At 47.3% G+C, this 21,716-nt stretch carries 13 protein-coding genes; 12 read left to right on the top strand and 1 reads right to left on the bottom strand.

Annotated elements, in window-relative coordinates; all coding sequences use genetic code 11:
* Window positions 1-26 precede the first annotated feature (26 nt).
* From L3C95_RS22180 to L3C95_RS22165, 4 genes are all read left to right on the top strand, one after another.
* Entirely contained in the window at window positions 27-1,409 is a 1,383-nt protein-coding gene (locus L3C95_RS22180; RefSeq protein ID WP_236390854.1) for a discoidin domain-containing protein, read from the top strand.
* A gap of 185 nt (window positions 1,410-1,594) precedes the next feature.
* Window positions 1,595-2,131 carry a hypothetical protein gene (locus L3C95_RS22175; protein ID WP_236390853.1) on the top strand — a complete coding sequence of 179 codons (537 nt, stop codon included), beginning with the start codon at window positions 1,595-1,597 and terminating at the stop codon, window positions 2,129-2,131.
* 3 nt (window positions 2,132-2,134) lie between these two features.
* Complete coding sequence (locus tag L3C95_RS22170; protein ID WP_236390852.1) at window positions 2,135-2,662, top strand: O-acetyl-ADP-ribose deacetylase; 528 nt, start codon at window positions 2,135-2,137, stop codon at window positions 2,660-2,662.
* Between the two features lie 111 nt (window positions 2,663-2,773).
* Window positions 2,774-3,925, top strand: coding sequence for a glycoside hydrolase family 172 protein (locus L3C95_RS22165; RefSeq protein ID WP_236390851.1), 1,152 nt, complete (start codon window positions 2,774-2,776; stop codon window positions 3,923-3,925).
* On the opposite strand, the gene L3C95_RS22160 is transcribed toward L3C95_RS22165, so the two are convergent.
* Window positions 3,922-4,314 (bottom strand): response regulator, encoded by a 393-nt coding sequence (locus L3C95_RS22160; protein WP_236390850.1) that lies wholly within the window; start codon window positions 4,312-4,314, stop codon window positions 3,922-3,924. The genes L3C95_RS22165 and L3C95_RS22160 overlap by 4 nt on opposite strands.
* A 624-nt stretch (window positions 4,315-4,938) precedes the next feature.
* Here L3C95_RS22160 and L3C95_RS22155 point away from each other — a divergent pair.
* From L3C95_RS22155 to L3C95_RS22120, 8 genes are all read left to right on the top strand, one after another.
* The gene (locus tag L3C95_RS22155; RefSeq protein WP_236390849.1) at window positions 4,939-5,451 is read left to right on the top strand and encodes a hypothetical protein; all 513 of its coding nucleotides are present in this window, start codon (window positions 4,939-4,941) and stop codon (window positions 5,449-5,451) included.
* 34 nt (window positions 5,452-5,485) lie between these two features.
* Window positions 5,486-6,490: a helix-turn-helix transcriptional regulator gene (locus L3C95_RS22150; RefSeq protein WP_236390848.1), complete on the top strand. Its 1,005-nt coding sequence runs from the start codon at window positions 5,486-5,488 to the stop codon at window positions 6,488-6,490.
* 1,072 nt (window positions 6,491-7,562) lie between these two features.
* The gene (locus L3C95_RS22145) at window positions 7,563-9,218 is read left to right on the top strand and encodes a T9SS type A sorting domain-containing protein (RefSeq protein WP_236390847.1); all 1,656 of its coding nucleotides are present in this window, start codon (window positions 7,563-7,565) and stop codon (window positions 9,216-9,218) included.
* A 567-nt stretch (window positions 9,219-9,785) separates the two neighbouring features.
* On the top strand, window positions 9,786-12,962 hold the full coding sequence (locus tag L3C95_RS22140; RefSeq protein ID WP_236390846.1) for a SusC/RagA family TonB-linked outer membrane protein: 3,177 nt from the start codon (window positions 9,786-9,788) through the stop codon (window positions 12,960-12,962).
* An 11-nt stretch (window positions 12,963-12,973) separates the two neighbouring features.
* Window positions 12,974-14,737: a RagB/SusD family nutrient uptake outer membrane protein gene (locus L3C95_RS22135; protein WP_236390845.1), complete on the top strand. Its 1,764-nt coding sequence runs from the start codon at window positions 12,974-12,976 to the stop codon at window positions 14,735-14,737.
* A 73-nt stretch (window positions 14,738-14,810) separates the two neighbouring features.
* Window positions 14,811-16,916 carry a DUF3826 domain-containing protein gene (locus tag L3C95_RS22130; RefSeq protein ID WP_236390844.1) on the top strand — a complete coding sequence of 702 codons (2,106 nt, stop codon included), beginning with the start codon at window positions 14,811-14,813 and terminating at the stop codon, window positions 16,914-16,916.
* The gene (locus L3C95_RS22125) at window positions 16,909-20,004 is read left to right on the top strand and encodes a DUF6298 domain-containing protein (RefSeq protein WP_236390843.1); all 3,096 of its coding nucleotides are present in this window, start codon (window positions 16,909-16,911) and stop codon (window positions 20,002-20,004) included. Before L3C95_RS22130 ends, L3C95_RS22125 begins: the two co-directional genes overlap by 8 nt.
* 9 nt (window positions 20,005-20,013) lie before the next feature.
* Complete coding sequence (locus tag L3C95_RS22120) at window positions 20,014-21,408, top strand: glycoside hydrolase family 140 protein (RefSeq protein WP_236390842.1); 1,395 nt, start codon at window positions 20,014-20,016, stop codon at window positions 21,406-21,408.
* The last annotated feature ends 308 nt before the right edge of the window (window positions 21,409-21,716 follow it).

Here is a 21,716-nt window from a genome sequence, read left to right as displayed (position 1 = left end):
TATTTTTTAACTGCAAATATGCTGATATGAGTCGCAATATGCTCTTTGTGTTGTTATCACTCCTGTTGTCCGGTGTGTTGTCCTGTAAAAAGGACGACAAATTCCAGGATGAGCAGCTGAACCCTGTGAATATATCTATTCAAAGCACAAACGGGCGGATAGCTGTGCCTGCAGGCAACAATTACACCAAAACAACTGACTATCTCAATATACCTGTTAAGATCGTGCTCTCTGCTGCTGCGCCGAAGATCTTTACCATGGATGTGCATGTAAATAACGATACGATCACTCATCTCATAGAACAACAGCAGCTGGGAGATGCGGTATTACTGGAGGAGGTTTATTATCAGTTGCCCAAAACAGCGGAGATCCGGTTCGGTATTGATACATTCACACTACCCCTGCAGATCAGTATGCAGGCTGTTGAACGGTATTATGGCAAGACGCTGGCCCTGGCAGTCGGCCTTTCGGATGTTGGTAAGAACAACACCCTGGATGCTTCGGGCAAGGTGGCAATTTTGCTGATCAATACAGCGGAAATCATCCGTCAGGAAGACATTCATTACATCTCTTTTACGGGGGCAGGCAGCGTATTACAGCAGCCTTCAGGCACTAACCATGTGTTGGGCACTAACGAAGTGGTGCTACCTGTTAGTGTAACGTTGGGCGGAGTAGCGGGAGGTGCGTTCACCGTAAATGTGAGCGCAAGCCCTGATACAGCGCAGGCATTGATAGATGATGGTACGTTGAGCGGCTCAGTGTTGCTGAAGGAAGGAGATGATTACAGTATGCCGTCTACACTGACATTTCCCGCTAATACCAATACGGCAAGATTTAACCTGGTTGTGAAAACAGAAGCCTTGAAGAGGAATGTGCAGAATAAACCGGTGCTGGCATTAAGTCTGAGCAGTCCTACCAGGCATCTGCTGGATGCAGAACACAGTACTATTGTGATGACAATGGATCCTTCCAAACTGATCGAAACAGATATTACCAATACCAATATCAGTTATAAGACACAATACGAGAACACCAGTAACGCCAATGAGACTTCAGGTAAGCTGATCGACAATAACATCAACTCGAAGTTCCTGTTGTTTAATTTTTCTACGGTTTGGGCGCAGCTGGAGTTTGCTACTCCGCAAACCACCGGTGCCTATACCATGACGTCTGCCAATGACGCCCCGGAACGTGACCCTAAGAACTGGACACTGGAAGGGTCGGACAACGGTACTGACTGGACGGTGCTGGATACGCAGACGGACCAGTCTTTCGGCTCCAGGTTCCTGACAGTGAAGTATACCTTCAACAACCAGGTGGCCTTTAAATTCTATCGCCTGAATGTGTCTGCCGTGAAGAACAGTTCATTATTCCAGCTGGCCGAATGGAGGCTTTTAAAACGTCCATAATATTTTCCTGTTCCCTCAGAATCAGGAGGTTTTAGATCCGGAGGCCGGTTATTGCCGGCCTCTTTTTATTACATTTGAATGAACCGTTCCTCTTTAAAGTTATAGATGCTGCTTTTACCGTCAGCCAGTGAAATGCGCAGAATATCGCTTACTTCGCCTATTTTTGATTTGTTAATATCCTGCCTATGTTAAAAATATTATCCTTTTTTTTGCTATTGAGCTTCCCCGTGTTTGCACAGACGGATAGCATATTACAGCATATCAGAGAAAGGTATGAGGAAGTCAATAAAAATATCAGCTCTTATCGGCGTGTCGAAGTGTATCTGTCAGGTATTAGTGCAGAGGGGGCCAGCCTGGAGGGGTATTTTACGGGTGACTCACTTCAGTTGATGATAGAGGACGTATGTGGAGAGACAGGCAAATATCGACTGGAGGTGTACTATGACAAAGGTGCGCCAGTGTTTTATTATATGAGGGATTACAAATATGAAGTGCCTATGTATGATTCCACATTTGGTCAGCATAACATAGCTGTTGCGGAGCACAGGGGATATTTTTACAAGGGAAAAATGATACGGATGATAGATGAAAAAAATAGGATCTTTACGAAAAGAGATGCTGCTTTCATTAAAACAGAGCAGCAATATTTCGAATCAATAACAGAATCCTACAAGATTATCTTTGCACACAGACATGAAAAGTTCTTCGAGTTGGAACAATAAAATATGAAAATAACACTCTTACAAGGCGATATTACCAGGATGGAAGTAGACGCTATTGTCAATGCGGCTAATTCATCCTTATTAGGTGGTGGAGGCGTGGATGGCGCTATCCATAGAGCAGGAGGACCCGCTATACTGGAGGAATGCCGCAAGATCCGCGATAAGCAGGGAAGATGTGCACCAGGTGAAGCGGTGATCACAACAGCCGGCCGGCTGCCTGCAAAGTATGTTATTCATACGGTCGGGCCCGTATGGAACAAAGGGAGTGACGAAGAAAAAGCCTTGTTGCGAAGTGCTTACATGAATAGCCTGGCATTGGCTGTAAAGCACGATGTGACGACCATCGCCTTCCCAAATATCAGTACCGGTGTGTATCGTTTCCCAAAACAGGTAGCCGCTGAAATAGCAGTAGCTGCTGTAACGGATTTTCTGAAAAGTGATAACAAGATAAGTAACGTGATCTTCGTGTGCTTCGAAAAAGAGAATTATGACATCTATACGCAACTGCTTAGCCAACAGGGCGCCATATAGGTTCCGGTGATATGGCGGAGCGCCAATGAATATGGGCGTGATTGCATTCAATTGCAGTCACGCTTTTCTTTTTTAAGATTCATTTAGTACTTTTTCCGTAAAGCAAAGACTATGAAAAAATTCCCGTTATTATTGCTCCTGTTCTGTTTTACTGTACCATCGTTTGCGCAACAGTTCAATGGCCTCGACATGAATCTGGGCAACCTGTACCGTTTATCTAACGCAAAGACACGCTCTATCAGCCCGGAAAATTTTACCGGTGAGCAAGGCAAAGGTGGGATGGCCGTTCCTCACAAAGATGCAGCGGCCAATACCGCAAATGCTTCACACGCGGCACGCGACCTCGGACAGGGATGGAAGGTGAACCCTTTTGTCATTATTAAACCCGGACAAACTTTCACGCTTGCAGAAGTGAGTGGTCCCGGCGCTATCCAGCATATCTGGATGACGCCGACAGGTGTATGGCGTTATTCCATCCTGCGCATATACTGGGATGATGAAAAGGAACCCTCTGTGGAATGTCCTGTAGGCGATTTCTTCGGCATGGCCTGGAATGAATATGCACCGCTGAATTCCATGGCTATTACCGTTAACCCGGGCAGCGCCTTTAACAGCTATTGGATGATGCCCTTCAGAAAGAAATGCCGCATTACGATGGAGAATATTCATACAGAGCAAATGACACTGTACTACCAGGTAGATTACACACTTACCGAAGTACCTGATGATGCGGCTTATTTCCATGCACAGTTTCGCCGTACCAATCCTGATACCACGTCAGACTATGTGCTGGTAGACAATATCCGGGGAAAAGGCCAGTATGTGGGTACTTTTATGGCGCTGGGAGTGAATAATTCCGGCTGGTGGGGAGAAGGTGAGATCAAGTTCTTCATGGACGGAGACACAAAGTTTCCTACTATCTGCGGTACAGGCACTGAAGACTACTTCTGCGGCTCCTACAACTTTGACAGGGGAGGCAAGTATACGGAGTTCTGTACACCCTATGCAGGATTACACCAGGTGATACGTCCTGATGGTACCTACCGGGCACGTCAGCGGTTCGGCATGTACCGCTGGCACATTATGGATCCTATCCGTTTTGAAAAGGAACTGCGGGTAACCATCCAGGACTTGGGTTGGCGGGAAGGAGGAAGGTATCTGCAACAGCATTCAGACATCTCATCTGTTGTATACTGGTACCAGACAGAGCCGCATCAGCCATTCCCGAAATTGCCTGTAAAAGATAAACTGGAGGTCTATTAAACAAGGGTTTTAGCCAGCACATTTTCCAGCTGTTTGCACAGCTCGCCAAAGCTGGAAGGTTTGGTCAGGAAATGTGATGCTCCCAGTTCGGCAGTCTCAATGCCGTCTTTCTCTCTTAGTGAAGTGGTAAAAATAACAACAGGAATAGAGCGGTAGGCGCTGTTCTTTTTGATTTCAGCGAGGAACTGTTTGCCGTTCATTCTAGGCATGTTCAGGTCCAGGAAGATAAGATCGCATTGAAGGCTGCCGCTATCCAGCATTCGCAAGCCTTCCTCTCCATCAGAAGCAAAATAACAGGTAGCAGCACTATCCACGATGGACATTGCTTCGCCAAAAAGCTCCTGATCATCCATGTCATCGTCTACCAGTAAAATTACTTTTTTTGCCATACGTGCCGCAAAATTAGGGATAATCTGCCAATCTATGGCGGGTTTAAGCAGAATGTTTATGTAGTTGAAATATTAAAAAAATGGTGCATGGAAATGTCTTGTAGCGAATGTAATACATACTGCAGCGAAGATCTGTAAGTTGCCGCCGGCAGGGTAGCCACATACTGCTGCAACGCCAGCTCCAGCATTTCCCCCTGTTATGGCAAACGTAGTACGAGAAGATGTTTGCATAATATGATAAAATAGAATGGCTTATGATTATTATTAATTGTTGTAACTTTTTTTACAGGAAATGTTGTATATTCAATTAGTCGCAATTAGTCTATAATGCAATACTGCACTGCAATTGCAGCGTTGCAGGGAACCCAGTTGATCCCCGGGCAGGGCACGAATTAAGTTAACCTGATTGAAATGGAAGACAACGTTTATTTGCGCATACTCAACGCGCTGTCTTTGAAATTGTGTTTATACTTCACTCATCCAGGTGTTCAGGTAATTAACCGCCAACATTACTGCAATTACTCCGCAGCACAATCTGTAAGCTGGTTAAACATGCACCCCGGATAGCACAGCGTGAATGCAATAATCCCTACCAAGTTCTCTTCCTCACCTAAAATAACTAACATGAAACTAGATGTTAACTTTAATCCACTTTTGGCATTTCAACAAACTGAAAATGTACCTGCATCCCTTGAACATTATCTGTCTTCAGAGAAGCCTCCGTTATTTTTTACTGCACCCCAGTGCAATGTGTTGATACAGCAGCTGCAGCTTTTTGAAAGAAGTTTCTGGTATACCGTTATCAACGCCACAGAAGATAACCTGCTGTTAAGATTTGACCTTATGCCCGGCCTGAGTAAATTATTGATCTACACTATTCAGAATGATAATGAGATGATGTTCCTGCATCAGGATATAGGGATTGATATAGGAGAGAACGATTACTGTTACCTGGGAGGCGGTTTCCAGCCAAAAGATCTCCGCGTGCTGGTGAGCAAAGGTACATATCAGTCACTGGCCTTCCCCTTCTCTCCCGAACAGGATGATAGTGACAGCATGAAGAGTGCAGAAACATTTTCGTTCGTAAACAAATTCCTTTTCGCGCTGGGCTTATTGAATACAGAGACGCGAAAGTAGGTGCCATATATTCTATCATAAAAACCTTACCAATATGCCAATTGAGTTCCGGTTGCCTGACCATTTAGTGCAGGACGTTGTGGTAACGCATGCTGTGCCGGCTCGTTACCGTAAATTGAGATTACCTATTGAAGACACCGCAGCATTGTTCTTATCCGGCAAATGGGGATCGCTGCTTAAACAGAAGGTGCAGGTAGCAGATAGCTTTTACTGCGAATTGTATGCTGAACCGGTGACCGACATGGAATTGCTGCTCTCTGTCAAAGAGCCGGTCATTATTATGCAGACAATGATGACCGGCAGTATACGCGTTGCATATGCCGACAGCCGGATGCAGTTGCAGCCCGGGAAAGTGGGGATGCAGTACCTCGCCCCCGGAGTCGTTTATACCATTAGTCTCACGGCGGGACAACACTACCGCAGTGTTTATTTTCAGACGCCGGCGGCTATGCTGGAAGAGCTGAGTGACACTTATCCGCTGATAACAGATATGTTGCAAACCGTGAAGGCAGGCGGCGGTTTCTCGGCACATCTGCCCTACATCCGGTTGAGTGCCGCTATGCGCAGTGAAATAGAGAAAATGAAGAATTGCCCGCTCACAGGACAGGCGCGTGCCCTGTATTATAATAACCGCATCAGTGATGTAGTGATTGCCTACCTGGATAGTATGCACCGTATTACTTTGCAGGACAGCAGGTTGATATTGCTGCATGAAAAGGAGATCGACGAATTTATTGAAAGAGTAGACAGATGTCCCGAAGAACATGTGAACGTGGAACAGCGCGCGCACGCTCTCGGACTGACAGAACGGGCGCTGGAAAACGCTTTCAAGTTGAAGCTGGGCAGTACTGTAAAGATCTATATACTGCAGCAGCGGGTAGAAAAGGCTAAACAGTTGTTACTGGCTACCATGCATACAATAACAGATATCGCTATGGAAGTTGGTTATTCTGATCCCTCTTATTTTATCAGGGTGTTTAAACAGACAGAAGGCGTCACGCCCGGACGGTATAGAAGTGATCACAGTGCAGCTATATAGCTGTGTATAGGACAAAAGAAATAAAAAAACAGCGATGATTTGCCGCCTTTGTCCTATCCGTTTTGTTAACGACTAGCGATATTTGAATTGTATTTGTGAGATGACCCCTTGTAGAACGCCATTACATGAAGAATTGTTAATACCACAAAAGAAATAGTCTTATGGAAGATCTCTAAAGATGCCTTGTTTGTAAAATGATTTTCAGGTCTTATTTAAACTGTCATAGCATAATATATTTTGCCTTTTCATAAAAATGCGGGCAGGCGTTCTTTCGGGATGCCGTTTTCCTCAACTACTTACCCTGTAAGTATGCCTGCAAAATTCAATCAGCCGGATGTCCACTCCTTTGCAGTTGCAAAGGTTTGGAGTCCGCTGATGGAAAGGTCTGAACAGCTCTTTTTAATGGTATATTGAGGATATTTAGCTGTTCTGCTTGTCCAGGCGGGACATTCCTGAAACTAATTACCTTATAGCTCATGGAGATGGTCAATCCGTGAGGGTACCATCAAAAAGCGATGCTTGTTCGTAAACCCTTTAAAGCGTTGGTTCCTGATCTGCCACCCTTTCTTCGTCCATTGAACAGACCCCTTCAAAAGGCAGACTGCACTTTCGCAATACAGTTCCATATTGACTCAACTTTCCCTCGTTAACAATCCTGAGTCAGCGACTGTATTTTTAATCGTTCCGGGAGAATTGCCGTCAGGCTTTTTTCCCGGAATTTGTATTTTCTCCCGGCTGCTCAGAACCTGCCTACCTAAATGCCCGGCATTGTTATCTTATAGGTTTTCCACACGGAGCAACCAATCTGAGTGTCATTACTTACACGAATGGAATGCCGGCCAGAGAACAGCTTGCCGTTACTGAAGAAGAATTGTTAAAACGATTAAAAGATAACTAATTCATACCCAGTCGGGTAATAGTAAAAGCGTCGTCTGAGTTATCAGGCGGCGCTTTACTGTATTACATATATAATATTTTTATTCTTTTTTCAGAAAACAATTCCTTACTTTGAATGTAATTTAACTATCCGGAAAACCTGATGACTATACCAACTAGGAGTCTACTTCCCTCAGTGACTCTAACCATTATTTGCTGCCTGGTCTCTTCTATTTTTATTCATGCGCGGAATAACAGTATTACAGACAGTGAGCTTTGTTCCCAGCCAGCCGGCTTCCAGGTGAACAACGGGAACAATGGAGGGGCTGCAACCCGTAACATGGATACAACACCTGTTGTTATCGCTATTTCTACTACCGCCACAGATGGTTTTTATGGCGTTGGAAGTACGATCACCTTTAACATTACGTTCGATCACGTCGTAAGGGTAAGCGGTGGTACGCCAGCGCTTATATTGGGTATAAACCCTGTGAACCGGACCGCTTTATACGTTTCCGGAGATGGTACTAATACCCTCGCTTTTGCCTATACTGTAAATACAGGAGATACCACTGCCAAACTGGATTACACCGGTACGGATGCATTGCTTTTCAACGGCGCTGTCATTCGTGGTAGTGGTGGCTCCGTCGCTTCATTGACGTTGCCTGTCCCCGGTAGTGCGGGCTCCATTTCGGGGCAACGTACAATTACAATTGACGGCAATGCACCCGCTGCACCTGTTATTAAGATCCCTGTCAGCAATACCATATTCAATACAACCGATATGTTGATGGGCGGCACAGCTGAACCCAATGCCCTCGTCACCGTTTATATAGATGGTAATGTGCTGACTACGGCTACTGCTGATGCTGGCGGTAGCTGGTCATCGGCTTTTACGGCCAATTCCCTGGCTGATGGTAATCACAATATCAGGGCCACCGCCACTGATCTGGCGAAGAATGTAAGTGCGCCGGGTACATCCGTCCCTATTATAACAGATGTTACTATTCCTGGCGCTATGTCTGTGGCAATGAGATCCAGCAATCAGAATGCTTCTTATGCCACTACAGGAGATGTGATCACGGTTTATTTTACGGTAGATGATAATATCTATGTACCTGAGATCACAATACTCGGTACACCTGTCGCTGTTAATATGGTAGGTGCGAAAGAATACGTCGGCAGATACACCGTGACGGCAGATGATCCTGACGGAGAGGTTCCCTTCTCCATCGATTTTAAAGACCTGCATGGAAATGCAGGGGCTACTATCACTGCCACAACAGATAACAGCAGAGTATCTATAGATAGAAAGCGGCCGGCTGTTACGCTGAATACTATAGAAATGTCGCCGCTCAGACGTGCATTTCTCGTCTATATCAGTTTCAGTGAGGCTATTGCTGATTTTGATCCGGCTTATCTGACTGCAACGAACGCTGTTATTTCCGATCTGACCAGTGTGAGTAACAACGTTATGACGGTTCTTGTCACTCCGCAGTACGATGGTATAGTCACCGTGAAGCTGGCTGCCAACGCAGCCCACGATGTAGCTGGTAATCCCAGTCAGGCATCAGAAGATCTGCAGGTAGAAGCACTCTTTGGAGGATACTTTGAGAAAGTATACCCTAATCCCGCATCGGGTATCATGCATCTTCACTTCACCGGCACCGTAAATGAAAAAGCAAAAGTGACCATGACAAGTTTTATGGGTGTACTGGTGTACGAGAAGGACCTGCAGATGGATAATAAGACGCTGACACTGGATGTGAGCGGTCTGCAACCCGGAGCGTACATCATGAGAATTACGTCAAAAAATTATAATTTTTACACCAATGTAATGGTGATACACTAACCTTATTAGTGCGTAACGGTACTGTTGTTTCAACACTACTTAATATTTCCCCTGCATTTTATGCGCTGTACTTTATTCTTTTAGTACGGCCGGAAAGCCTGTACGGATCTGCTTTACAGGCTATATTATATCCCTGTTTCTGAAACGGGAACACGCCTTTTTATGTATTATTTTAAGCGAAAATATTTTCCGGCAACGATTGCGTAAATAAAAAGTACGAGAATTAAATAATTCTGTAGCTTGTCAAAAATTAGTGTCATACAGACACTGTTGACAAATAGTATCAAGATTCCATGGTTGTGTAAAGGGGGCCGTAGCTCGGGGTTTGGCCTGCAAACATTGTCACGATGCTTCGTAGAAAGGTATGAAGAAAGCTTTAAATTCCTTAGGTATGAAAAAGTATGTATTCCATCATCTGATCGCTCAGAAAATTTTTTGGCAACGGCTATTTTAAATACCGTTTCCTGAATTAACAAGGCCTATTTATTAAGAAATTCCACTATTAAAAGCAGCATTCAGTTAGACCATTACGTTTTAGCGGGCTGTATTCAGCAAAAAAATCAGCTGATGAAAAACTTTTTATTCCACACAAAACTACTATTGCCTGGTGCATTACTGTTCCAAATGACGGCTGTTGCACAACAATTGGCTGTTAACAAACCTAATGCGACACCCACAGCCATTGCACAGGCAAAAGAAATTATCCTGAAGGGGAAAATAATAGGGACAGAAGAAGGTACCGGTCTGCCGGGAGTTACTGTACGTGTAAAAGTGGGCAACAAAGGCACCACTACTTTGCCCGACGGTTCTTATACCCTGAAAGTGCATGAGAATTCCACCATTGTGGTATCTCTGATGGGATATGTTACACAGGAGATCCCTGTGAACAAACAACAAAGTATAGATATATTTCTGGCCAAAGATGTAAAGGCCCTGAATGAGACCGTGATCGTTGGTTATGGTGGTCAGAAGCGGGCTAACGTACTGGGCGCCGTAGCAGCAGTCAGTGCGGCCGATATCGAAGACCTGCCTGTTGCCAACCTGGCCACTGCCCTGCAGAACAAAGTGCCGGGTGTGTCTGTGTCACAGTCTTCCGGTCGTCCTGGTTCGACTACATCCCTGACCATCCGCAATCCCGTGACCTGGGCAGCTACCGGTTCTTCCACCGATCCGCTGTTCGTAATAGACGGTTTCCAGATGACTAAACAGGATTTTGACAACCTGGATGCTACACAGATAGAAAGTGTCACCTTCCTGAAAGATGCAGCGGCTTCCATTTATGGCGCCAGGGGCGCCAACGGTGTGGTACTGGTGAAAACCAAAATGGGCCGTCCGGGCAAGCCGCGCATTAATTATGCAGGCTCGCACGGTATCTCTTCGGCAACCTACATTCCTGAAATGTTATCCTCGTATGACCATGCCGTGGCGTTGAACAACAAGTATGCCTCACTTGGGGATGTGAACACCGCGAAGTACTATACGGCCGACGAATTGGCATACCTGAAAACACATAATTATAACTGGATAGATGACGTCTGGAAAAGTTCACATCTAAGCCGCCATACACTGAATGTGAGTGGCGGGAGTGAACGGGTGACCTTCTTCACCGGTGCTAACTACTACTCTGAAGATGGTAACGTGGGTGATCTGAATATTACCAAATACGGCCTGCGCATGGGCGTAAATGCGAAGATCATCGACAATCTGACCGCGAGCGTGTCCTTTGCTACCGACAACTCTAAGATAAACAGGCCTACGCCTAAAACAGTACAATCCGGCCTGACCGAACAGGCAGACCAGATGAATGGTACTGTGAGCGCCCTGTTACTGACGCCGGGATGGGTGCCGATGTATATTGACGGCAGACCAGTTTACTCTTCCGCTCCCGGATGGCATCCGGGAGAGCTGGTAAGAACGGGCAGTTACAGCCGTACCCGCTCCCAGGGACAGACCATCAACGCTAGTCTGGAGTATAAACTGCCAGCTATCGAAGGACTCTCTTTCCGTGTGCAATATGCGCGTAACTCCCGGAATACTTTCGGCAAAGAGTTTTACCTGCCATATTCTCTGTACAACTTCGTAAGAGAAGGTGCTCACCAGACTACGCAGAATGTCATTTTTACCAATCAGCTGACAGCCACTAATCCGACTACGCTGATCAAAAACGGTAACCTGATGACGGAATCTTATGGCGCCTCCAACAATTACCAACTGAATGAAGCGATCAGCTATGCACGAACCTTCGGCAAGCACGATATCAGCGTGTTACTGGTGGCAGAACAGGGCGAATCGTTCACAGACGCTTTTGATACCCGTCGTGAACAGGTGGTAATACCCGGCATCGATGAATTGTTCGCTTTCAGCATGGATAAGAACTTCTATGACAACTCTGGTTCCTCCGGCGAAACCGGCAGGATGAGCTATATCAGCCGTCTGAACTATTCCTTTATGGACAGATATCTGCTGGAAGCCACCTTCCGTGCAGATGCTTCCCAGAACTTCCCGAAAAATTCCCGCTGGGGGTATTTCCCTTCCGTTGCAGTGGGCTGGAAAATATCACAGGAGAAATTCTTTACAGATAATGTGAAGTTTGTAAATGATCTGAAGATCCGCTTCCAGGTCGGTCTCACCGGTAATGACGCCGTAAAGAACTATCAGTACAAAGAACGTTATACCCAGACTACCGGTATGCTGTTTGGCAATACAATGACCAGTGGTTTGAACAATAACGACATCCCGAATTCTTCCATTACCTGGGAAAAGGCTTTATATAAGAACCTGGGATTTGATGGTAGCTTTTTCGACCGCCGTTTTGATTTTTCGATCGACCTGTATCACCGTTACAACTATGACATGCTGATGCAGCCTACCAGTACAGTGCCTACCAGCTTTGGTGGTGGTATCTCCGATCAGAACTATGGCCGCCTGAAATCATACGGTATTGAGGCGATGCTGAACTATAATGGAAGTGCGGGTAAAGATTTTAAATACAATGTGGCTATCAACTTCGGCATCAGCGACAACAAAGTGATCCGCAAATACTATGGCGCCGGAGATACTGCCTGGAGAAACCCGATAGGCCGCAGAACAGATAATGGCCTCGAAGGATACAGGTCAACCGGCATCCTGCGTACGCAGGCAGAGGTAGATGCTTTCCTCGCTAAGAATCCTGACTGGACCATCGACGGTGAAAAGCTGGTTCCAGGGTATATGAATTATGAAGACATTAACAAGGACGGCAGGATAGATGAGAACGACAAGACACGTATTGCACCGAGAGGGAGCAGCCTGTTTGGCGTAGGCTTTAACCTGGGTGCATCCTGGAAAACGCTGAAGTTCAGCGTGAACATCGGTCTGCAGGTTGGAGGTTCTTTAGCTTACGACAAGTCAGCCAGAACGCCAGCCACTGAGAACCTGCGTTCTCTCGCTATCTGGAAAGATTCCTGGTCGCCTGAAAACCCCAATGCGAAATATCCGCTGATCAACTCTCCGCTGATCAGGGAAGTTTCTGACTTCTGGGTGCGCAGCGCTACCACTATGCGTGTGAACAATATGATGTTGTCTTACGGCATTCCGCAAGATCTTTCCGCCCGCTGGAAAGTGCCTGAGTTCAGGGTATTTGTGACCGGCACCAATCTCTGGTCTATTATTAACAACCAACCTTACAAAGATCCGGCAACCAACCTGGCGGTAGATTATCCTGCCCTGCGTACCTATACTTTCGGATTGAATGTGAGCCTGTAAATTATTAAGCCATGCGAAAAATATTCAGCTATATATTACTCACTGTTTGTCTGAGCGCCTGTTCTGACATTCTTGATAAAACGGACCTGACAGGTATCGACGAGCGTACCTGGGATCATGAATCTACCGCTACGCTGTATGTGAACAGGTTGTATGATGTATCCATGCCTACCTGGCCGAACTTATCAGGGTCAGCTACACTGCCTACCGCTATTCACGATTTGTCTGACGACTATAATGGCGGAGACGCGAAGATCTGGTTTGGTACATTGTCTGTGGATAACATCAACGATTTCTTTGGCGGTAATGCATCCAATAATGCGTGGGCGTATATCCGTAAGATCAACATCCTGCTGACGGAGATCGAAAAAGGTGCGCTGCCGCTGGACGTAAAGACAAAGATCAAGGCACAGGCATATTTCCTGAGAGGATGGTTGTATTTTCAGCTCATTAAGCTGTATGGTGGCGTACCTTATGTCAGTCATCCGCAGGACTGGATCACGGAGAACCTGTATGTAAAGCGGAACAAGACCTCGGAATGTGTGGATTCCATCGCCCGGGATCTGGATATGGCCACTTCCTTACCGGCCACCTGGGGCAGCTCAGACAGAGGTAGGATCACCCGAGGCGCTGCAATGGGTATTAAAGGCCGTTTGCTGCTGTTTTGGGCCAGTCCGCAGTTCAACCCTAACAATGATCAGGAACGTTGGGAAAGGGCTTATAAAGCCAATAAAGCGGCATATGATACTTTGGTCTATGATGGCTACGGATTGTTCTCCAGTTTTGCCAACATTTGGCTGGATGAAGGCAACGGAAATAAGGAGGTGATCCTGTTACGTTCTTTTGACGGGGCGAACAAGGCAAGCACCTTTGAAGATGCTGCCCGTCCTTTTTCTGAGTCCAACGGAGGCGGGGGCTCTTATCAGCCAACGCTGGAGCTGGTAAATGCTTTCCCTACTGCAGACGGCCTGCCGATCACTGACCCTGGTTCAGGGTATGATTCTGTATATTACTGGAAGAACAGGGACCCGCGTTTCGATGCCACCATCGCTTACAATGGCTGTATATGGCCGCTGAGCAATAAAACAGGGCGTAAGCAATGGACATATACCGGCGTGACGGATGACAAGAACAAACCGAGTACGACCGGTTTCTATTGCCGCAAGAATATCAATACTTCGACAATTAAGGATAACACTAAACTGGGTAAGACAGACTGGATAGAGATGCGTTTTGCAGAAGTGATGCTGAACCTCGCAGAGTGTGCGAATGCTACCGGCCATATGCAGGAGGCGTATGATATGTTGATAGCCATCCGTAAAAGAGCGGGTATCCATCCCGGAGAAGGAGGCCTTTATGGTCTGAAACCTTCTATGTCCAAAGAAGAGATGTTCACCGCTATTATCAACGAGCGCCGTATAGAACTGGCCTTCGAAGGTAAACGTTACGATGACCTGCGCCGTAACAAACTGTTCGATCAGCTGAATGGGAAAAGACGTTCTATCCTGAAGATCGCGGTGAAGCCGCCATATACTGTGGCCGATCTGGAAAAAACAGATGCTACCGGCATCATGCTGCGTGACAAACTGGACCTGAACGGACCGGATTATACCACGTATTTTGAAACAACCGTGGAACTGCTGGATACGCAGCGGCCGATCAATTACCCGTCCAACTATTATTTTTATGCTATTCCGACTACAAATCTTACAAGGAATCCAAGCCTTGTACAAACAGTAGGATGGAACAATGGCAGTTTTAATCCGCTTGAGTAAAATAACCTAACATAATTAATCATCTATGGGCCGTTAAAGTTCAAGAACCATTACATTAAACTCTGTGAATAGTATGAAACATTATCTCGCCGGAACTTTGCTTATCGCCGCCCTTGGCGCGGCGCACGGCGCTCTTGCTCAGTATCCCACCATCCCGAAAGCAGTACAGGATGTCAGTGATTCACTGCTGGAAGCAGCCAAGAAACATGCCGATGAGGCATGGGAAAAGGCCTTGCCTATCGTAAAAAAGGAAGCCCGCCAGGGAAAACCCTATGTACCATTTGCCTCCCGTCCTACTGACCTGCCACAGGCAACGATCCCTGCCTTCCCGGGTGCAGAAGGCGGTGGCGCCTACACTTTTGGTGGAAGAGGCGGCAAGATCTATGTGGTGACCAGCCTGGCTGATAGTGGTCCGGGTACCTTACGTGAAGCCTGCGAAGCAGGTGGTGCCCGTACTATTATCTTCAACGTCGCCGGTATCATTAAGCTGAAAACGCCTATTATTCTCATGGCGCCGTATATCACTATCGCAGGACAAACAGCGCCTGGTGATGGCGTATGTGTGGCCGGTGAATCTTTCTGGATCAACACGCACGATGTAGTGATCCGTTACATGCGTTTCCGTCGTGGTGAAACCAATGTGGGCCGCAGGGATGATGCCCTGGGCGGTAACCCGATCGGTAATATCATCATCGACCATTGTTCTACCAGCTGGGGACTGGATGAAAATATCTCCCTCTATCGTCACATGTATAACCCGGGTGCAGGGTATCAGGAAGAAAAATTGCCTACAGTAAATATCACTATCCAGAATACGATCTCTGCTGAAGCACTGGACACTTACAACCACGCTTTTGGCAGCACACTGGGAGGAGAGAATTGTTCCTTCATGCGTAATCTCTGGGCTTGTAATGCAGGTCGCAACCCATCTATCGGCTGGTACAGCGTATTCAATTTTGTTAATAACGTAGTCTTCAACTGGAAACATCGCACCGTAGATGGTGGCGATTACCGCTCACAGTTCAATATCATCAATAACTATTTTAAACCAGGTCCTGTTACGCCGAAAGACGATCCTGTTGGTCACAGAATACTGAAACCGGAGTCTGGGCGCAGCAAGCTGAAATACCGGGAATTTGGCCGCGCATACGTAAGCGGCAACATCATGGACGGTTATCCGAACATCACCAAAAATAACTGGGATGGCGGCGTACAGATAGAAGATATGGACAACGCAGGCGAATATCAGCCGGATATGCGTGTGGAAAAACCACTGCCTATGCCGCGTATGATGATCATGTCTGCGAAGGATGCTTATGAATACGTACTGGACAATGCAGGTGCTACGCTTCCTAAAAGAGATGCGGTAGACACCAGGGTGGTAGAGCAGGTAAGAACAGGTAAGATCCAGTATAAGGACAATACGAATTCAAAGATCGGTAGCGAGTATATCAAGCGCCGTTTACCGGAAGATTCTTACAAGCAAGGCATCATTTACGATATCGCGCAGGTAGGTGGATATCCTGAGTATAAAGGAACGCCTTACAAAGATAGCGATGGAGACGGTATTCCTGATGAATGGGAAACCCGCCATAAGCTGAATCCTAAAGATGCGAAAGACGCATTGCTGGATGCGAATGGTGATGGTTATACCAACATCGAAGACTTCCTGAATGACATCAAGGAAGAAAAGAAAAGTTACCAGATGATCGTGACTGAGCGTGCAGCAAAGATCGTTTCCACACTCGATATCAATGATGCAGGCAAGTCAATGCAGGTGCAGGAGATCATTGCACAGCAATATGTAGACCTGCGCGATACCGAAGAGAAGAAGGATACGACAATGGTGCATCAGCTGCACGAACGTTACCTGTCAAAATTATCGTCTGTATTAACTACAGAACAGGTAACAAAAGTAAAGGACGGTATGACTTACGGCATTCTGCCAATAACTTACAATGCATACCTGCAGATGCTGCCGCAGCTGACCAAACAGCAACAGCAGCAGATCATGACCTGGCTGGAAGAAGCGCGTGAGAAAGCAATGGATGCCGGTTCGTCAGAACAGAAACATGCATGGTTCGGTAAGTACAAAGGCCGTATCAACAACTATTTATCATCAGCAGGTATTGACATGAAAAAGGCGGAAGCCGAATGGAAGAAACGCAGGAATGGATAAGGCATTATTAATAGCATGGATGGCCTGTTGCATGCCCGTGATGGCAAGCGCACAGGCAAAGAAACCAAAAGCACCGTTGCCCCCCGTTTCATGGGAGAAAGGGCAACTGATGTACCAACAGGATGAGCGCGGGAACCGTGTTCCCGACTTTTCCTGGTGTGGTTATATGGCTGGAGATAAAGCATTGCCCCTGGCCCCCGTAAGGGTCAGGGTGCCTGCTATGCAGGAAGATGCTACCGCAAGGATACAGGCTGCGCTGGATTATGTGGCAATTTTGCCGGCAGATAAGGATGGTATACGTGGAGCTGTGCTGCTGGATAAGGGCACCTACGCAGTGAGCGCTAGTCTGCGCATACGCTCCTCCGGCGTGGTGCTGAGAGGCAGCGGAGACAGTACAGTGTTGCTCGCTACTGGTTACAGCCGTGCTGTATTGGTACATGTAAGCGGCCGTAACGACAAGCAGTTGTCACCTGCCATAAAACTGACAGATGCTTATGTGCCTGTGAACAGTACTGTCGTACATGTGCCTGCAGGCACTGCTTTAAAAGCGGGAGATGAAGTGGAGGTTACAAGACCCTGCACACAGGCCTGGATACAACAACTAGGTACCGCGCATTTTGGTGGCGGTATTACTACATTAGGATGGAAACCGGGCGACCGGGAAATTCACTGGTATAGAAAAGTGGCCAAAGTAGAGGGAAATACAGTGACTCTGGATGTACCGCTAACCACTGCATTGGACAGTACTTACGGCGGGGCTACTATTGCTGTGTACAAATGGCCGGGACGTATATCACAGGTGGGTGTGGAAAACCTGCATTGCCGTTCAGTATTTGACGCTAACAATCCTAAGGATGAAGATCATTGCTGGACAGCCATCGCAATTGAAAATACCACAGATGCCTGGGTAAGACAGCTCACCTTTGAACACTTTGCAGGTTCCGCAGTGTCAGTGCTGGAAACAGCCCGCAGGGTGACAGTAGAAGATTGTATCTCTTTGTCGCCGGTGTCCGAGATAGGTGGGCAGCGCCGGTACACTTTTTTTACTGCCGGTCAGCAGACCTTGTTCCAGCGCAACTATGCCCAGTACGGGTATCATGATTTTGCAGCCGGCTTCTGTGCTGCGGGTCCGAATGCCTTTGTGCAATGTATGTCTGACATGCCCTACAGTTTCAGCGGGGCGATTGACAGCTGGGCATCCGGCCTGTTGCTGGACAACGTGATCGTTAACGGGCAGGCATTAGGTTTCCCTAACCGTGGGCAGGATGGACAGGGTGCAGGATGGACTGCCGCTAACAGTGTGTTGTGGCAATGTGCTGCAGCAAGGGTTGATTGTCCGCGGCCGCCCGGTGCTAATAACTGGGCCTTCGGCACCTGGGCGCAGTTTTCAGGAGATGGAGAATGGTATAGTTCCAATGAATATATTCAGCCACGCAGCCTCTATTATGCACAACTGGCGGCAAGGCGGGGAGAGGCCGCCGCAGCACGCGCTTACCTGTTACCCGAGCTGGGAGATGCTTCCAGCAGTCCGACAGTGGCAGTAGCTGCTGAGTTATCCCGCCAGGCAATGCAGCCAGCAGTTACTTTATATGAATGGATCAGACAGGCTGCACAACGTGATCCTATTCCCATTGATGCCGCAGGTGTGCGGATACAGGGGGTGGTACAATCGTCACAATCATCCGCAGTAGCAGGAATGAAAATAGTGAACGGATGGCTGGTGAATAATGGTGCTGTTATGACTGGCGACAGAAGAGATGTGTCGTGGTGGCGTGGAAACATACGTCCTGATGGCATACAGGAAGCTACACCACATATCACCCGTTTTGTGCCGGGAAGAACAGGTACTGGTTTAACAGATGATCTGGATTCTGTATCTGCCTGGATGGAACGTAAACATATCGTAGCGATCGATCATAATTACGGCTTATGGTATGAAAGGCGCCGTGATGATCATGAGCGTGTACTACGCCTGGATGGTGATGTATGGCCGCCTTTTTATGAGCAGCCTTTTGCCCGTAGCGGGCAAGGCACTGCATGGGATGGTTTGAGCAAATATGATCTTACAAAATATAACCGCTGGTACTGGTCCCGCCTGCAACAGTTTGCGCATCTCGCTGATCGTAAAGGGCAGGTGCTGATCCATCAGCAGTATTTCCAGCACAATATTATCGAGGCAGGGGCGCACTATGCTGACTTCCCCTGGCGGCCAGCCAACAATATCAATGCCACCGGCTTTCCAGAGCCGCCACCTTATGCCGGTGGTAAACGCATCTTTATGGCGGAGCAGTTCTACGATACTACTCATGCTGTACGAAAACAGTTCCACCGCACTTATATCCGTCAATGCCTGGATAACTTCAGCAGCAATCATAACGTGATACAGCTGATAGGTGCGGAATTCACAGGCCCTTTACATTTTGTGGATTTCTGGGTAGATGTGATCAGCGCCTGGGAAAAAGAAAAACAACAACATCCGGTGATCGGGCTGAGTACGACGAAAGATGTGCAGGACGCGATCCTGCAGGACCCTGCACGTTCTCCCATGATCGATCTGATAGATATCCGTTACTGGCATTACCAGACAGGTGGCACGACCTATGCTCCGCAAGGCGGGCAGAACCTGGCTCCCCGTCAGCATGCACGCCTGCTGAAACCTAAACGGAGTGATGAAAAAGAAGTATACCGGGCAGTCCGCGAATACCGTGATAAGTATCCCGGTAAAGCGGTGATCTATTCTGCCGATGGTTATGATAAAAACGGCTGGGCTGTATTCATGGCAGGAGGCTCTCTTGCCAGTATTCCATCCATAGCTGTACCCGGTTTCCTGTCTGCCGCTGCTGAGATGCATCCGGCAGACATGCCGGGGCTCTTCGCCCTCACCAACGCTCATGGTGATTATATCATCTATACGCCAGGTGCAGCTGCTATTGATGTAGCAGGAGCTTCCGGTACTTTTAATGCGGTATGGATTGATGCTGCCAGCGGACAAACACTGTCAAACAAGAAAAATATTAAAGCAGGTACTGGTCATCCACTACCGACGCCACAGCAAGGGGCATTGGTATTATGGCTGGTACGTAAATAAAGACCTGTTATGCGGAACAAGATCTGTACTGTGACTTTTTGCCTGTTATTTTGTCTGATAACCTATGTGGATGCCCAGCAAGAAAAGATGTTACCACTGAGGGTATCAGCCAACGGCAGATATTTTGAAACTACTGATGGCAAACCCTTCTTCTGGCTGGGAGATACCGGCTGGTTATTATTCACACGACTGACCCGGGAAGAAACAGAACAATATCTCACCGACCGTCAGCAGAAAGGTTTTAATGTTATCCAGGTGATGGTATTGCCAGGTGTTACCTCCGCCAATATCTACGGCGACTCTGCACTGATCGCCAGGAATGTTAGTCGCCCGCTGACTACTTCCGGCAACCAGTTTGCTGATACGACGCAATATGATTACTGGGACCATATAGATTTTGTAATTGCCAAAGCAGCGGAGAAAGGGTTGTATATGGCATTGGTGCCTGTGTGGGGAAGTCCGGTTAAAGCTGGTTTTGTGACAGAGGAAGAAGCGACTGCTTATGCGTCTTTTCTGGCAAAGCGGTATAAAGATTATCCGAATATTGTCTGGATGAATGGTGGTGATATAAAGGGCAGCGATTCTATGAATGTCTGGATGGCTGTTGGCAATACCTTACATAACGAAGATCCAGGGCATCTTGTAACATTCCATCCACGTGGACGTACGCAGTCGTCCGACTGGTTTCATAACGCCTCATGGCTGGCGTTTAACATGTTCCAGTCAGGTCATCGCCGGTATGATCAGGATACTGCGGCTACAGACAAAAAATACGGAGAAGATAACTGGAAGTACGTCAATGTTGATTATAACAGGAAACCAGTTAAACCGGTTATAGACGGCGAGCCTTCTTATGAGGGCATTCCGCAGGGGCTGCATGATCCGAAAGAGCCATTTTGGAAGGATTGTGATGTGCGTCGGTATGCTTATTGGTCTGTGTTTGCCGGTGCCTGTGGATATACTTACGGGCATAATGCTGTTATGCAGATGCATAAGCATGGCGATGGTCCTGGGGTATATGGTGTGCGCGAATATTGGGACACGGCTATTCACGCACCTGGTGCCGGGCAAATGGCTTATCTAAAGAAACTGATCTGTTCAAGGGGGTATGCTGATCGTGTTCCTGATCAGTCGTTAGTGGCGGACAATGCTACGGGATATAAACGCCTTTGTGCGACGCGTGGGAAGGACTATGCTTTTGTTTATACGTATACTGGTGGTAAGGTTCCAGTGAATATGGGGCGGATTTCCGGTAGTCGTGTGAAGGCTTCATGGTATGATCCGCGCAGTGGGAACATGAGCAGGATTGGTGAGTATGCGAATAAAGGTGTGATGGTGTTTGATCCGCCAGGAGAGGAACAGAATGGGAATGATTGGGTGTTGGTGATTGATAAGGTGAGGTGAGTTTTTGGAATACGCTTTCGGTTTCAGATGGTATTGCGGTCGGCGCCTCTTCGGCAGCGGAGTACTATTGAACTTTGGCAATCGTGTTGAGTTGAGCATCACGATGAGGCTTTAGCAATCGTCCCCCCGAAGAGCCGAAGGCCCGCAATTACCATCTGAAACCGCTCGCTACTTCCGGGGTTTTGACGATAGGTAAGCGGACGCTATACAAACCCTGCATGGACGTTAAGCCGATCAACTCCGCTAGGAGTTGTGTGTTTGTAGCGCGGGGTGTAACCCCGGGGCGTGTTTGTAGCGCGGGGTGTAAC

The sequence above is a fragment of the Chitinophaga filiformis genome, assembly GCF_021646545.1.
Taxonomy (GTDB): domain Bacteria; phylum Bacteroidota; class Bacteroidia; order Chitinophagales; family Chitinophagaceae; genus Chitinophaga; species Chitinophaga filiformis_A.
The sequence above is the reverse complement of the archived record's forward strand: the minus strand, read 5'-3'. Positions and strand labels throughout refer to the sequence as shown.